Annotated in this window: 14 protein-coding genes and 1 pseudogene; all 15 read right to left on the bottom strand. The window is 60.4% G+C overall.

The annotated features are described in order from the left end of the window. Positions 1–254: 254 nt before the first annotated feature. Positions 255–470: a helix-turn-helix transcriptional regulator gene (locus tag KI609_RS23015; protein WP_226448073.1), complete on the bottom strand. Its 216-nt coding sequence runs from the start codon at positions 468–470 to the stop codon at positions 255–257. 219 nt (positions 471–689) lie between these two features. Further along, positions 690–1,133, bottom strand: a pseudogene (locus KI609_RS05905) (JAB domain-containing protein); the annotation flags it as partial. 125 nt (positions 1,134–1,258) lie between these two features. Then, positions 1,259–1,552 (bottom strand): hypothetical protein, encoded by a 294-nt coding sequence (locus KI609_RS05900; RefSeq protein WP_226448071.1) that lies wholly within the window; start codon positions 1,550–1,552, stop codon positions 1,259–1,261. Between the two features lie 3 nt (positions 1,553–1,555). Further along, on the bottom strand, positions 1,556–1,804 hold the full coding sequence (locus KI609_RS05895; protein WP_226448069.1) for a hypothetical protein: 249 nt from the start codon (positions 1,802–1,804) through the stop codon (positions 1,556–1,558). Positions 1,805–2,087: 283 nt separating this feature from the next. Beyond that, positions 2,088–2,459: a hypothetical protein gene (locus tag KI609_RS05890; protein WP_226448067.1), complete on the bottom strand. Its 372-nt coding sequence runs from the start codon at positions 2,457–2,459 to the stop codon at positions 2,088–2,090. Between the two features lie 2 nt (positions 2,460–2,461). Beyond that, complete coding sequence (locus KI609_RS05885) at positions 2,462–2,977, bottom strand: Panacea domain-containing protein (protein WP_226448065.1); 516 nt, start codon at positions 2,975–2,977, stop codon at positions 2,462–2,464. 80 nt (positions 2,978–3,057) lie between these two features. Then, entirely contained in the window at positions 3,058–4,257 is a 1,200-nt protein-coding gene (locus KI609_RS05880; protein ID WP_226448063.1) for a tyrosine-type recombinase/integrase, read from the bottom strand. A gap of 464 nt (positions 4,258–4,721) precedes the next feature. Continuing rightward, positions 4,722–5,855, bottom strand: a complete 1,134-nt coding sequence (locus tag KI609_RS05875) for a glycoside hydrolase family 104 protein (RefSeq protein WP_226448060.1) — start codon at positions 5,853–5,855, stop codon at positions 4,722–4,724. Then, a complete protein-coding gene (locus KI609_RS05870) occupies positions 5,852–6,103 on the bottom strand; it encodes a hypothetical protein (RefSeq protein WP_226448058.1) in 252 nt (83 codons plus the stop codon). Before KI609_RS05870 ends, KI609_RS05875 begins: the two co-directional genes overlap by 4 nt. Positions 6,104–6,168: 65 nt before the next feature. Beyond that, positions 6,169–6,648, bottom strand: a complete 480-nt coding sequence (locus KI609_RS05865; protein ID WP_226448056.1) for a hypothetical protein — start codon at positions 6,646–6,648, stop codon at positions 6,169–6,171. Then, positions 6,645–7,055: a hypothetical protein gene (locus tag KI609_RS05860; RefSeq protein WP_226448054.1), complete on the bottom strand. Its 411-nt coding sequence runs from the start codon at positions 7,053–7,055 to the stop codon at positions 6,645–6,647. Before KI609_RS05860 ends, KI609_RS05865 begins: the two co-directional genes overlap by 4 nt. Positions 7,056–7,060: 5 nt before the next feature. Then, positions 7,061–7,894: a hypothetical protein gene (locus tag KI609_RS05855; protein ID WP_226448052.1), complete on the bottom strand. Its 834-nt coding sequence runs from the start codon at positions 7,892–7,894 to the stop codon at positions 7,061–7,063. Then, entirely contained in the window at positions 7,894–8,916 is a 1,023-nt protein-coding gene (locus KI609_RS05850) for a hypothetical protein (RefSeq protein ID WP_226448050.1), read from the bottom strand. Before KI609_RS05850 ends, KI609_RS05855 begins: the two co-directional genes overlap by 1 nt. Next, positions 8,916–9,842 carry a hypothetical protein gene (locus KI609_RS05845; protein ID WP_226448048.1) on the bottom strand — a complete coding sequence of 309 codons (927 nt, stop codon included), beginning with the start codon at positions 9,840–9,842 and terminating at the stop codon, positions 8,916–8,918. Before KI609_RS05845 ends, KI609_RS05850 begins: the two co-directional genes overlap by 1 nt. Further along, positions 9,839–15,292, bottom strand: coding sequence for a tape measure protein (locus KI609_RS05840; protein ID WP_226448046.1), 5,454 nt, complete (start codon positions 15,290–15,292; stop codon positions 9,839–9,841). The genes KI609_RS05845 and KI609_RS05840 overlap by 4 nt, the downstream gene beginning before the upstream one ends. Positions 15,293–15,347: the final 55 nt, after the last annotated feature.

Raw genomic sequence — 15,347 nt, 5'->3', positions numbered from 1 at the left:
AGCGGTGAACCCCGCTTCAAGCTGGAACAAGTTCCCCACCTGCGAACGCGCAAGGCATTCGCCAGTGGCAGGGTCGTACACAGACAAGACGCCGGGCCAGTCCACGCGCACCAAAACCGGCTTGGAGCCAGGGCGACGCATGGTTTTTTGGAACAGCGGCTTTGTCGTGGCGTGTAGCGCCGCAAATGTTGTCGCGCCGTGCAGTGTTTTTTGTGCAGCCGCTCGCGCATCGGCTCGCGCCTTCTCCATCGGACTCACTTTGGAACCTCTGCGAGCTGCTGCTCAATCCACTGATCAACAGCACGGCTATCCCAGCGAGTGCACCGCGAAGAGAGGCGCCGCGGTGCGGGAAACGCCCCTTGCCGAACTGCACCCCAAATCCACGAACGGCCCCGCTGAATGCGGTCAGCTACCTGCTCAATACGCAGCAGGCTTGGCGTCTGCTGACCTGGGTTTTGCAATGCTTCCATGAGTACCTCTTCTTCAAAGTTGACGGGCCAACTCTCCCGGTTTACCAGTCCGGTTTCTAGGGAAGAAACCGGACTGTTTTGTGCACAGTTGTGTTTTCTTGTGTGCAATACCGTTCGCGAGTCGTGGGGCCAGTCTGCGAAAAAGAGAGTCCACTTTCATGGGGAGAAATTGGACTCAAAATACGTACTGAAATACGTATGTTCTGACCGTTAAATCCGCTAGATCAGGCCAGCCTCAGCCATGCTCATGGTCTGCGTGCCGCCCACAATTACGTGATCCAGCACGCGCACATCAACAAGCGCTAGCGCGTGTTTCAGGGTGCAGGTCAAGGCTTCATCTGCCCGGCTGGGTTGCACGCTTCCACTCGGGTGGTTGTGCGTCAGCACCACGGCCGCAGCCTGATGGCGTATTGCGGCCGCAGCAATCTCGCGTGGGTACACGCTGGCTTGCGTGAGGGTCCCGGTAAAGTGCCGCTCAAAGGCAATGCCACGGTTCTGGCTGTCGAGGTACAGCACGGCGAAGTGCTCGCAGGGCTCAGCAGCGAGGTGCAGGCGGCAATACCGTTTCACTGCGTCCGGGTCTTGGAACACATCACCCGGCCCGCGCAGATATCGCCCCAAGATGCCCAATGCACGGTCAATAACAGCACGTTCGCGTGCTCGTAGCCCCCGGCGGAAACTGTTGGATGCATCCGCAAGACCATAGGCGGGAATGGCCTCCCCGGCTTTGGGGCGCCGCAGGGGAATAGGGCGCTTTGCAGAATTGGCAATTGATGTAGACGACATGGTCAGGCCTCCACCGTTTGAGATTGCCGTTGCGGCCTGCACCTATCAGGAATAAACCAATACAGCGCCCCGTCTAGGTCGGGCAATAACCCATCAGCACCGTAGCGTGCAAGATCAGCAAACCAGCCGCTGCGGCTGGCCAATGCATAGATTGCAGCCGTCAAAGCATCCACCGCATCAGCATTGCCGTGGCTGTCGCAGACTTGCCCAGCGAGCTCCTGAATTTGCCCGCAAGCATGCGAAATTTCGCCCATCAATTCATCGCGCTGCTGGGCAGTTAAGACAAACGTTGCCATGTCTCAAGCCCCCCCGCTGGTTTCAGGGTTCTGAATGTCCTTTGTCGGGACATTCAAACGCCGCAGCGCTGCCAAGGCCTGCACCGCTTTGCGCGTGGCTCCGGGCACATTGCCCGAAGGCTGCCGCAAGTAGTGCAGGGCCATCGCCAGCGCGTTGTGCGCATCGGCAAAGTGCTGGATGGGTTCGGGGGTGCCTGTTGCAGGCAGAGAAGGCGCAGCGCAGTGGCTGGCCAGGTGGATCACCATGGACATGGTTTCATGCTCCTTATCGAGACTGAAACCACCCCCTGCGTTCTTACGCGCAAAGGGTGGACGGGATGTTAAGAACACGGGATAAGCCGTGCGCCGGGCGTTACCGCTCCAGCCATCCCGCCCGAAACCATGGAATACGGCATAGCGCCGTATTCGCTGAAATCCAGACGTGACAAAACCTCACTGACGGGGAGGTTGCACCGCTTATCCAAAGGTGTTCTTACGCACCGGCCCTTTCGGGTTGCGCGGATTATGGCACGCGCTGCGCCCGCGCTGTCAAGCGTTAGTCTTTGCGGGATGCCCCGAAGATGTAGCCCATAGCCGAAGTAATGACGCTAAGCAGACCAGATCGAACAGTAGCCATGTCTTCACCCTTGATCAAAAAGGTGACTGCGAACAACACAAAGGCCACCCCCGCAGTGAAGCCTGCAATGTTGGTTCCGGCCTTGGCCCCACCGCCGAAAAACTTGCCCAAGAAACCGAGCTCAAGCTTCTGCAGATCGATCTGATGCTGACGTGCGCTATTGGCGAAAAAAAGGTTCTCCTGCTGCGGTGTGACCGCAGCAGGAGCTGTAGAGATCTCTTCCGCCCCCGGGTCGACAATTGCATTTCCAATGCCGTTGCCGTTTCCTCCGTTGCCGTTACCCGTCGCCAACTTTATGCCCCGCCCTGTTGCTGCCGAGCCTTAGCCTTGGCAACCGCATCCTGAAAGTGACTGGTAATCAGCTCTTGCGGGATATCCTTCCCCTTGATGCCTCCACCGTCCTTCCAGGCAATATCCCATGGACTGCCAGCAGCATGGGTCATTTGCGAAAGCGCGATTCCTGTGAACTTGGAATAGCTGGTCCAAACGGAGGTAAGAAACTTGCGCACCGACTCCTCCGACGGAGAAGGAACAACAGCTAACTCAAAGTCAGCAGGATCAAGCTCAGTCGCGAGGCTCTTGATTGGCTGCGCGCCATAGCGCTTGAATTCATGATAGAGCGACTCGATAACTGGACCGTATTGCCAAGCCTCAATCGTCTCGTCAATTAGCGGCTTGCCCGTATGACCGGCATACCAGCCATGAGCGTAATACACAAGCTTTTGCAGCTTCATTGGGGTAACAAGGCTACCCTCTTGCTGCGCAAGCTCAAGAAAGAAATTCGCGATAGATTTTGCGCTATAGGGCATAGAACCTCCCACTGTATGGAAGATCAGTGGCTTGCCGGTATTAGGCCACAAACCACAACATTTCGCATTACATGTGAACCCTACAGATGGGACGCTTTGCGCAGTTTGTCAAGGTGATTGGCCCAATCGCACATCATCACGCGACGCTCTTTCAGGTACAGGGCATGGTTGTAGGCCGCGCTCACTTCGTTGCGCTCCTGGTGGGCCAGTTGCAGCTCTATGGCGTGATGCGCGTAGCCCTGCTCATGCAGGATCGTTGACGCCATGCCCCGGAAGCCGTGGCCCGTCATGCGCCCCTTGTAGCCCATGCGCTCCAACGCTTTCAGTATGGTGTTGTTGCTCATGGGCTTGGCGTGGTCGCGCTCGCCAGGGAACAGCAGTTCGCGCCCGCCGGATAGCGTGTGCAGCACCTTCAACACCTCCACGGCCTGCGGCGACAGGGGTACGATGTGCGGCGTTTTCATCTTCATGCGCTCGGGCGGTATGCGCCACTCTGCGGCCTGCAGGTTGAACTCTGCCCAGCGCGCCGCGATCAGCTCCGTCGTGCGCACAAACGTCAAGGCCATCAACTGCATGGCCAGCCGCGTGTAGGGCCCGCCCTGGTAGGCCTCGATCTTGCGCAGCAGCTCGGGCAGCTCCTTTTCACCCAGGCGGGCGTAGTTCTCTTTTCTGCGGCTTTTGAGGGTGTCGGACGGCTTCACGTCAGTGGCGGGGTTTCGCTCGATCAGGTCGTGCGCCACGGCATACCGCATCACCTGGCCCGCCATCTGCAGAATACGGTGCGCCAGGTCGATGGCACCCCGGTCTTGCACAGCTTTCGCCATGCGGGTCAGGTCTTTGGCGGTAAGGCTGGCAATGGGCCGGGCACCCAGCACAGGGAAGGCGTCAGCCTCCAGGCGCTTGATGGCGTAGGCGGCGTGGCGCTCGCTTTTCCCGTCCTTCCAGTGCTCCCACCACAGCCGGGCCACGGCCTCAAAGGTGTTGGCCTGGTGGACCGCGCTGGCCATCTTGGCATCGCGTTTGAGCTGTCCAGGATCATCACCGGCTGCCAACACCCTGCGGGCTTCATCCCGAGCTTCACGGGCCTGCGCCAGCGTGACCTCGGGGTACACACCCAGCGCCAGGCGCTTTTCCTTGCCGCCGTAGCGGTACTTCCAGCGCCAATATTTGCCCCCGGCGGCGGTCACCTCCAGGTAGAGGGCTTTTTCATCGGCCAGGCGGACGCTGGGGCGTCCTTCGGGGCAAGTGGCCTTCTTGCACGCTGTGTCGGTCAGGGGCATTTTGGGGGCACATTTCTGGGGGCATCGGAAAAGCCCGATTTATGCCCCCAATTGTGCCCCCTGCGAATCGCGGATACATCCGGACGGTAGCGGACGCAAATGGACAAAAAAAACCCCGCTGTCCTATGGGAAGCGGGGTTTTAGTGGACGGTAGCGCTCTGTACTGGAGCTAATCCTGGCGGAGAGGGTGGGATTCGAACCCACGGTAGTGTTGCCACTACGCCTGATTTCGAGTCAGATTGCAGTCAATAGTGATAGCAATAGAACCGCATGAATACTAGGGTTCTGGCTGCGCTTGGAGCGCTTGCAGTGCCTGGAACGCCTACAGTTGTCCAGATTTTTACCAGTCGTTTGGACTGCGCCCCCCGAGGGTTCGAGTCCCTCCGGGCAGGCCAGCCAATCCCCCATGAAAACTCCCACCCCTGCATTGCGCCAGGGAAGAATCAGGGAGGAATCGGTCAAGCCTAGGCAATGGGCAGCTTCGCCCCGCCGCTTTGCAGTTCGGTCTTCCTTTGCGAGCTGAACGAAGTCCCAAGCCAGTACGCCCCCACAATGCCCAATAGCGCCAGCACCGCCGTAATGATCTGCGTGCGCAGCGTGTCGTCGTAAGAGCCGGGGTGGGCAAAGAGCATGTCCACCAAAATCATCACCGGCATCATCAAAAACGCCAGCGAAACCCAGAACGCGGGGTTCAGCCAAAAGCCCGGAGCGCCCGGCTGCAGGTAGACAGCATTGGCCTCGCGCGCGGCCACAATGCCGCCACCCACTTCTTCGAGCTTGAACCACTGCGACTCAATCGCCCCACGCACGGCAGCCGCTGCGCTGGGGTCGGCTTTCAGGATCTCCAGTAGCTCCTGCTCATTGCGGGCCCCAATGGCTTCCTTCGCAGCGGCCACCACAATTTCGGCGGCCTTCACATTGCGCTCCGATGTCTCAGAGCCTGACGAAAACAACCGGCCCAACTTGGGCACCAGGTCAATCAGGGATGGCAGCACTGCAGCGATAAACGGGGCCATGGTTTGCTCCTTGGGTGTGGGGGTGATCGTGTCGGCCTCAAGGGCCTCGGGGTTGATGAAATCGGCCAACGTGGCCGCAGCCTCGGGCTCTGCCTGCGCCACAGCCTCATACGTGCCGCCGTTGGCTTCGTACTCTTGCCCCGCCCGGGCCATGGTCACCACGGGCTGGCCGTAGGGGCTGCCAGGTAGGCTGGCCCACTCGCGGTTGCACTTGCGCACTGCGTCTTCAAAGCGCCCGGCGATCACATCGTCCAGCGCCTTGCGGCCAGCGATCAGCGCCACCGCGCCCAGGTCCTGGTTCTTGGGTGAGAAGTCAGCAAAGCCGTATTGCTTCACCAACCCGTCCCAGGTGCGCGAGAGGTACTGATACGCACCCGCCGCTGTGCTCGTGATAGGCGTGCCCCCCAGCTTGCGGGTAATTGCCTGGCGCGGGTGGTCTGCAAAGCTGTCAAACAGCCCGCCACCAAACATCACCCGGTAGCCGTCCTCCCCCGCCGTACCCTCGCCGTGGCGCAGCATGCGCAGAAATGCGCGCACGTTCGGGTTGTCGAGCGCTTCGATCAGCATGATGGGGTCTTTCATGGCTTGCGCTCCAACTTGTCGCTAACCCGCTCCACGGTCCGCTTGATCTCCCCGAGCGTGTCTTTGATCTCTGAGAACTTCTCGTTCGCCCGGTGGTCCTGCGTTGCGTCTAGAGTGGCCTGAGCCTTCCGGCTTTCTTCCAGCACCACCACCCGTTTATCAAGGGTTGTCCATGTGACCATGATCGTCAGCAGGAACCCCAAGAACGTGAGGATGTGGCCCAGGTTGACGGTGTTGTCGAATCTCACGCCGTGCGTCCTTTCTCGGCGTTCGACGCCTAAGTATTTGTTTTGCGGTTGGTCTGGGTGGCTCATCAATCACCCCCCCCCATAGGCGTAAAAAAACCCGCCTGGGCGGGTTGGTTGGTTATGTCGCCACACCATCGCTTGATCGCAGCAGCGGCCCCATTCGGCCCAAAGCGCCACGCCTCATCAAACCCGAGTGCAGCCATCAGGGCTTCGCTGCAAAACCAACGGCCATCGTCATCACGCACCCAGCCGAAGAGAAACCGCAGGTTGCCCCACAGGTCATAGCCTTGTCCCACGCGGCTCTCGAACCACGCGCGGGCGGTTGCTTCATCAAAGCCGGGTATGTCAACGATGTCCCAATGCTCCGGGTCGTAGTCGATGCGTTTGATTCGCACGCCTTTGTCGATGAAGCTTGCGCTGGCGCTCATGCCGTCCGAAAAAACCAGCTCGCAATGGCTGTAGGGGCCACGGTCAACGAACCGCACAGCCCAGCTGTAGACGCCCTGCACGCCTGGGCGGGTGGCTTTGTAGAAAGCAGCCTTCATGAGAAGTACAACTTTCGCAACGCAAGGTTTTCGACCTCAACGACCGGAGTCGTCAAGATGGCCGCCTGCAGCGGGGTTGTGACAGCGGAGATCACAGACCCTACATATGCCAACCCCTGGGCCACATCGGTGCGCTGCAGATCGATCCACTTGCGCACCTGCAGGTCTGCCAGGATGCTGCGCACCCCTGGATCGGTGCTGGTGAGCACCGCCATCTTGGCCGCGCCGAAGCGGTCGAAGAAGGGGCCGATGTCTATCAGCCAGGTCGTTGCGTTGCGCAATTCCGTGGGCTCAGGCTGCAGGGCGGCTATGCGCCAAGCTCCAGGGTAGAACTGTTCAGCCATGTCGGGCGTGGCAACGATGGTGTTGACGACTTTGCCAGCGTCGAGAATTTCAATATTGGGCATGCTAGTCACTCCGCAGGTTGAAACGTCAATACGAGCATGGCAGGGCCGCCGCTGGAGGCACTGGCGACGTTGTAGCCGCCGCTACCACCACCGCCGATACCGCCGTTGTTTGAGTTAGCGCCACCACCGAATGGGCCTGCGATCTCCCCCGGTGTTGTGCCCGCCCCTACGCCCGGATCACCGAAATTCAGCATTGCTGATGTCCACCCAAATTCGGCCAGATTCAGCCACCGGTACAACGCAAATCCATTGGCAACACCAATGGACCCGCCGCGACCCTGGACCCCCGCAGCAACGTCTGGCGACCGGCCTAGCCCAGTCCGCAGGATATCTACCGCTGCGCCGCCACTGGACGTAACGCCGGCGCCATTTGTTGTGATCGACCCGGCGCGAATACCCGGCACCACAAAATCGAGTCCGGTGATCGTGGCGACTGGCGCGGGGGCATTGGTGGTTCCAGTGCCGTTAAAGAAAATCCCGCCTTCGCCACCGGTAGCAACGATGATGGGCGATCCGTTGCGAAACACGGTTGTAGTCCCGCCAGAAGGCCCGTTTGTGTTGATTGCGGCAGGGCGAACGCCACCAGCGCCGAGGGTCCAGGAAATGATATCCCCGGCAAATACGTCAATCGTTACTACACCCCAAGGCGCGGAATTGGCCCCTGTAGCACCACCGCCCGTTGCACCTGACCCAACAGCACCTGCCCCAGCTGCCGACACCACGCAAATCCGCAGCTTGCCGTCGCGGTTAATAGTAACGCTGCCAGTGGTGAAAACTGGCATGAACCAACCGCCGATGCCTCCAGGCGAGAGGCCGTTGAGAGAATTCAGTGTTGGCATCAGATAAGTCCTCGGGTTGCGTCTTCGTATTTGCGTTGGAGCTTGAGGAACTTGGCGCTCACGAGCACCGAACCGCGCGTGCGCGTGCGGTCCTTCGTAGCGCCGAAGTTCACCGTGTAAGTGCCGGTGCCGATCGCCTCGCTGATTGCGAAGGCGTCACCCTTGCCCCAGGTCGTTGACGACATGTCCAGGATCACGCCCGCGATGCCCACGATGTATTCCACGTTTGGCACCACATTGACGGTGGTAGCCGTGGTCAGGAGCTGAGTTGTGATTCCGCCCACCTGCCCGGCTACCGCAACCCCGATGGCCCAATCTGCATGCGCGCCAGTTCCTCCGAACGCGTCTACGTTCAAGACAAGCGCACCGGTCCCAGCGTTGTAGCTGGTCACATACCCGGCCATCTTTGCGGCTGGTGTACCTGTGCTCGTTGCGACAAGGTACATGCCAGCCACGAAGGCGCGGCCCGCTTCCATGGTGAAGCTCTTGGAGCCAACGGCGGGCGTCAGACTGGTTGTGCTGCTTCCCACCAGTTGCTGGGTGGCGAAGAGCTGCGCTGCAGCGGCTGAAGCGGCGGCGTTTGTAGCAGAGGTGGCCGCCGCTGTAGCCGACCCGGATGCTGCCGTCGCTGACCCCGCCGCCGCAGTTGCAGACCCAGCGGCAGCAGTGGCCGACGCGGCAGCATTTGCGGCCTGAGTCCCGGCTGTTGATGCCGATCCAGCCGCTGCGCCAGCAGAGCCCGAGGCTGCCGTTGCAGAGGCCCCTGCAGCAGTAGCAGAATCTGCAGCGGCAGTAGCAGAAACCCCTGCATCGGTGACTGCCTGCTCGGCGTCAGCAACCGCCGACTCGACCAGTACGGCGTTGTCAAAAACGTTCGCCCCCAGGGCGTTGATCCCCGGGACGAGCACCCCGGCCTCATAGGTGTTGAATGCTTCGTACTGCGCGTCAAACGTCGGCTCGTCAATTGACGAATTTGGAACCGGCGGCGCGGCTGCGATTGGTGTGGGTGCGATAGCTGCCATCAGACATAGCCCTCAATGGAAAGATCGATATATGCGAGCTTGTTCCGGTAACGGATCGGCGCGCGCTGTGCAATCCCGAACGCTGTGAGTCCAGCGAAACCGGGTTTTGTGCTGACCACCCAGGCAACCGGGCGGGATAAGAGGTCTTCCATCGCCTGGGCGGCTTGGTCTGCGTTTTCGCGGTCCATGACGATGGAGAAACGCAGATCCTTGGAGCTTCCACGAACCACCAGGCGCTGTCGGCCGTCCGCTTGTGTCTCGCGGTAGGTGTAAGTCTTCGGGTTTACTTCGGCGTCTTCCAGAACCCCGCCGAACCCAACCCCAACCAGGCTGCGCCACTTGCCGCGCACGATCATCCCGACCGCGCGGCGCTGGCTCCCGGTAGCGGAGACTTCGATAGTGATCTCTGCATTGGGGCGAATCGGCAGGTCGCGCAGCACGAGGGAAGTGCGCTTGCGGCGCTCCCCGTAGGCGTAATCCCAGTACCCTTTGGCCGCGCGCTTGAGCTGGGAGAACCCAGAAGCTGGGTAACGGTAGATTTGCGTTCCGCCCGGGGCGTCTTTCACGGTCACCGCCACCCCGGCCCCATCCAGCCCATACAGCGCAATCGAGTTCACGAAGCGAGACGCCAGGACGTACACGATGTTGGCGGCCGTGGTTTCGGCAGCGGTGTCGGTGTACTCATCAAACGGGGCCCACTTGTTGGTCGGGCGCATGTCCTTCCACCGGGTCGGATCGGTTTCCGGGCTGGCTGAACTTGCACCGCCCACAGCATCCCGGTAGACGCGGTGGGTTGAAACCACATGGCGCTCATCGCCGATAGCAAAGGTGCCGGCCGCCCACGCGGATGTTGGGTCTTCCGCAAGGCTGGTGCCGCTCAGAACCTGCGCATCGGTGATTACGATGGGGTCGATGTAATAACTCATGCGGCCACCGTGATTTCGTTTGTGACTTCGGTGCGCGCCGCGCCCTGCCCGCCTTGTGTCCAGTTGTTGAACTGTTCTGCGAACTGCCCTGTGCTTCCGTTGCCTTCAGCCTGCAGTTGCTTGAGTTCTGCAACCTCTGCGGTGAGCTTTTCAACAAGTGCCTCAAGCCGCGCCGTATTGCCGCCAGCCATGCCAGAGTTTGCCGCCGGGTTGTAGGCCTTTGGAATGATTGCCTCGCCCTCGTGGATCTTTGCCAGCATGTCGTGGGGCACGTAGTTCGTGCCCACGGCAAAAGCCGGGAGTCCAACCGAAGCAGCAGCGCGCACCCAGTCTTGCTCGTACAGACCGGATAGTCCGCTCAGATCGGACATAGTTGCACCGGCCGCACGCATGGCCGTCAAAAGTCCCACCAGGTCACCAGTGCCATCAAACGAGTGGTAGAGAGCCGCAAGGCTGTCGAGCTTTGTCTCTTGCTCTTTCCCAACGCCTACATAAACGACGCTGCCACCAACGTTCACCGGCTTGTTGTATTTGCCTTCCCCTGTGCCGCCGCCCCAGGTAATGCCGCCAGCACCGCCCGCGCCCGTAGTTGCTCCTGGCTTGCCAGTTGAGTCGCCGCTCTTGCCCGGGAACATCAAACCAGTGAGCACGGCAATGGCGTCGGCAACGCTCAGCGTGGCCTCATAAGTCCCATTGGCGATATCGATCTGTTCACGCCAGTACGTCAGCGTCTTGTCGAGCTGTTCGGTTTGGCCTTCCAGTTCCTTGATCGTGCGCTGTGCATCGGTCAGTTGCTTTCCGGTGATGTCTTCCAGGCCTTTGAGCTGTCCGGCCAGTACCAGAGCAGCGAAGTCGCGCTCCGACCCGCTCTTGAAGTTGTTCTGGTCAAGCCCGCCGCGTGCCCCGCTGATGGCTTCTGACAGTTGCGTTGAGTCGGGCAGGTAGCCGCTCGCGCGTGCAGCAGCAAGGGCCTGCGTGATAAACGCGTTGCCCTGCTGCGCCTGCATGGTCTTCGTGGAGTCAACCTCGCCGTACAGATCGCGCACGTTGCTGTGCAAGATGTCGAACAGGCCGCTCATCGTGTCGGCAATGCCGCTGGCGATGTCGATCTGCGACTGCAGCGCTTCTTTCTCTGCCGCAATGGCTCGTTCAAGCCCGCGATAGGCGGCGTCCCGCGCGTCGCTTTGCTCTTTGGCCAGGCGGGCTGCGGTTTCGTCGGCAGACTCGTTCAGACCCGCAAAGGTGTCGCTGAGCGCGAGCAGCCCGGCCGCAGTTTTTGCCGCGTCTTCGTCAATACCAAGAATGGCCGCGTTCATGTCGACCAGACTTGCAACACCGGCTTGCATGTCCGATGCGCTGGCGCCAGAACTCAGGAGCTTGTCCAGGTCTGAGACGAAGGAGTTCAATTTGCCAGCGTTTGCCGGGTCTGCGGCACCATCTCCCAGTAGTCCAGCAGGGATGCCAGACACGAGGGACGTGCCACCCAGCCCGCCGAGATCAGCGGCGGATAACCCAGAGATACCGGCAATGATGGAGGCGCGGCCCTTGGATTGCTGATCCGCCTTTGCCAGCGCCCCATCTACCAGCTTGCGGTATTCGTCGCGCGTCTTCGGTGCGTCTGTTATCCCGAGCTCTGTAAAACCCTTATCCAGCTTCTTTTGCGCATCCGCTTTTTTCTCTTCGGCGGTGTAGAAGTTGTCGTAATACTTGGTGGCGTTCGCAGTGAGGTTGGCAATGCCACCAGACGCGTTCATGATCGCGCCAAAGGCATCGTCAGTGAGCCCGGCAAAGCCTTTGATTGCTTCGCCCAGTTGGACAAACGATGCCTTTATGACATTGATCTGCTGCGCGACTGCGGCCACCTCTTCAAATGAGGCTGTGTCGCTCAAACCGCCAACAAGGTCTTTCGCCCAAGACACGTCGCCAACGGTTGCCGCAAGCGCGTCTTTGACCGCCATGGCCAAGGCCGCTGCATATTCTTTTTGGCCGGCCTCGCCATCGCTGAACACCTTGGGCGCCCACTTGCTGGTTTGCGTGTCGGCCCAGTCGATGACCTTGCCGTCGGGGCCTTTGATGATCAGCGAGCCCCAAGCGCCGTCTTTGCTGCTGTCGTCTGCAAATGCGGTCGCGGCGAAGTAGCCCGCTTTTTTGCCGAAGGCTGTCGATGTGGAATCCAGGATGCTGACAATCGTCTTGGAAATATCAACAGCAGCACCCTCGGCTTGCGTGTTGTAGTCCTTGTAACGCACGCCGAATGTCAAGCCTTGAGAAAGCACGTCCGCGCCGGTCTTAGACCCGCCTGATGCGCTGTAGCTGCCTGCGCCGCCTGTGTGGTAGGTGCCTGAGTCGTCTTTCCCGAAGATGGCAGCCAGGGCGCCAAGGCCGGCCAGCGCCCATCCCCATCCAGGGATTGCGCCAAGCACGCCAGATATACCACCGGCACCGGCAGCAGTGCCACCTGCACCTGCCGTCAGTCCGAGCCCGCTACCACCAGCAGACAACCCCAGGCCTCCCCCGGCCGTCAACCCAAGGCCTGTGCTGCCCGCGCCAGTGATGAGCCCTGTAGTGGCGGAGGAAGTGCCACCAATCCCAAGCCACCCACCAACTCGCCCGAGTATTCCGGCCCCTGATGTGAGGTTGCCGATTGTTCCAATTGCAGACGCACCAGCGCCAACTGAACTACTAACGCCCAGCGCCCCAGTCAACCCCAGTAGATTGCCAACAATGCTCACCACAAACGGCTGAGCGAACATTTTGTAAATCTGATCCGCAACCGTCGTCTTGAACGTGGTCACCAGCGACTTGGTGAAAGACTTCCACCCGTCCTGGCCGTTGTTCAGCATGTCGGCGAAGCCCTTGCGGAAGATGTCGTCGTACTGGCTGACGGACTGCTTCCATTCGTCCAGGAAGATCTTGCTGGAGGCATTCGCCTTGGCGATAGCGGCAGACGCCTGAGCTTCTGCGATCAGCGCCCCCTGTTTGGCCGGGTCGCTTGCCGTCTTGGACTTGATGTCTTCGATCTTCTTGAGCAGGTCGATTTCGATGCGGTATTGCTCAAGCGCGACTTCTCGCGACTGCTGGGTTTGCCCCATCAGTGACAGCTCAAATTGCAGAGCATCGTTCTGCTCGCGAATCGCCTTGCCGTATTCGTAGACCGATTGCGCGGCGCTGTTGTTGCCGGTTACTTGATACAGGCTGCGCATCGCCTGGGCTTGGGCGCGCAGTGCCTCCGCCGCCTGGGATGCGGGGTCGATCATTGCGAGCACAGCCGCTTTTTGCTCCAGCGCTGCGGCCGCGTCCTCCATGCGCTTCTTGGTCAACTCACCCAGAGCCGCCCCGGTAACACCGATCTGTTGCGCCTCTGCCGTAGCGTCATAGACTTGGCTGTTCAGCCCGGCCAGAGCGGAATTGGCCTTCTGCGCGATGGCATCCAGCACGTCCAGCTGCTTGTACTGCGCGGCGGTGGCTTCGTCGGTCAGCTTGGCAACGGTGCGCTGGTACTCTGCCTCTGCGGTCGCGGCCTGGCCTGATATACGGGCCACCTCTGCCGCAGAGTTCTTTTTCTTCGCTGCTTGTGCAATTTCAGCATCGAAATTCGCCCTGCGCTTTTCCCATGCCGCTTGCTCAATTTCAAGCGTGCGATCTACGGCGTCCAGCTCGCCTATCGCCCCCATCTTTGCCATGCGGGAAATCTCTTCCGTCATGGCCTGCTTGTTCTTCAGGATCAGGTCATCAGCGTTTTTGTAGGCTTGGACCTGTGCCGAGAGTGAATCGGAAAGAGCCGAATCCGCGCCTTTGTTGACCCCAGTCTTCTTCAACAACTCGTCCTGCATCTTCTTCAGGACTTCGGTGTATTCCTTGCCGACAAGTACCCCCGCCTGATTCAGGCGGATGACTTCGGCCATCTCCTTTGTGTAGCTCTCAGGAACTCCAGCAACCTTGAGCCGCAGCGCGTCGGACGATGCTTGATCTTTTGCGCGCTGGGTGTTGTATGCCTCACGCGCGCGTCCGCTTTCTGTCACTCCGGCGTTCATGTTGGCCGGGGTTCCATTAGCTAGCGCGGCCTTCTCCGCCTGGGCGACCTTCAGTTCTTTGATGAGAGCTGCCAGCCGAGACATTTCATCCCGGTAGTACATCGTCCCGCCCATCACATTGCCACGCGCCTGCAGTGCCGCGAACTCAGTTTCGGCCTGCTTCAGGGCGTTGCCAGTCTCGATAGCAGAGTAGCTGACAGCCTGTAATGGGTTGGCAAACTTGGCGGCCGCTACGGCGCCAGAAGCCATCTGCCCGATGAAGCCAGAACCGCTGGTGCGGGCGCGCTCCATGGCCTCACTCACGCCATTAAATCCATCCGCCAGGATCTCGTACTGCCCAGCCATAAAGGAGCTGACGCCGGAATCCCCGCCGTTTTGCTTCAGGCGATCCCATGCGGTCGCCAAACGGTTAACAGACGCATCGAGGCGGGCCGCCGCCTTCTCTGCCGCACCGCCTAAATTCTTATCGAGCGCAGCCGCAAATTTCGGCAGGAAGTCGTCGGCAATGACCTGCCCTTGCTCAAGCATCTTGCCTAGTTCGGCGGTGGTAACGCCCATCGCTTTCGCGGCGATCTGGAAAGCCCCGGGCAAACGCTCGCCCAGCTGACCGCGCAGCTCTTCGGCCTGCACAGTGCCCTTGCTTATCATTTGCTGCAGAGCCAAAAGCACGCCACTCGTGTCAGATGCGCTCAGGCCCATGACCGCGCTGGCTTTTGCTACGCTTTCAAATACAGCGCGAGCCTTATCACCCTCCAGAGCTGTGCCCTTCGCCGCTGCGGAGAATTGGCCGTACGCCTTTGCGGTGCTTGCAAACTCCAGCCCCAAGCGGTAGGTGATCCCGCGCAGGTACTCAATCTCTTTCGTGCTGTTCCCACCTGTGGAGAAGTCGAGCATCGTGCGCAGTCGCTCAGCGCTCGCGCTTGCCTCAAACATTGCCTTCGCAGCAACCCCTGCTGTCGCTGCCACCGCTGCCACACCGGCAGCTGCAGCGCCCATCCCACTCAGGCTCCCGAACCACGATGTAGTCGTTTGCTGCGCTTCCTTGGCCTTGGAGTTGTACGCGTCGAGCTGGGAAAGAAGGGGGCGCAGGGCATCTTTGTCGATGCCTTTGAAGTCGGCCATTGACTCCCAGTACTTCCGGCTGTCCTTACTGCCAGCCTCCAGCGTTGAAAGGTAGCGCTGCAGGCTCCCGCGCATGGCGCTGGTGTCCCGCTGAATTTTGCGCGCCGCAGCCTCACCTCCGTCACCCATGCCAGCCAGACTTCGCCCAGCCTTGTCGCCGGCGCCTGCAACACTATCCCCAGCTGTACGCGCGGCATCGCTGAGTTCGCGTAGCGAGCGCTTGGCTTTGCCAACGCCAGCTTCAACGCCGCTGGCGTCTGCACCAATGCGTATTTCAGTGTTCAGGTCTGCCATGGCGTCCAAAATGGAAAAGGCCCGCCGAAGCGAGCCTAGAAATGGAAAAGCCACC

Origin of the sequence: Acidovorax radicis (assembly GCF_020510705.1) — a bacterium.
Lineage (GTDB): Bacteria > Pseudomonadota > Gammaproteobacteria > Burkholderiales > Burkholderiaceae_C > Acidovorax > Acidovorax radicis_A.
This window is presented reverse-complemented; position numbering and strand designations above follow the sequence as displayed.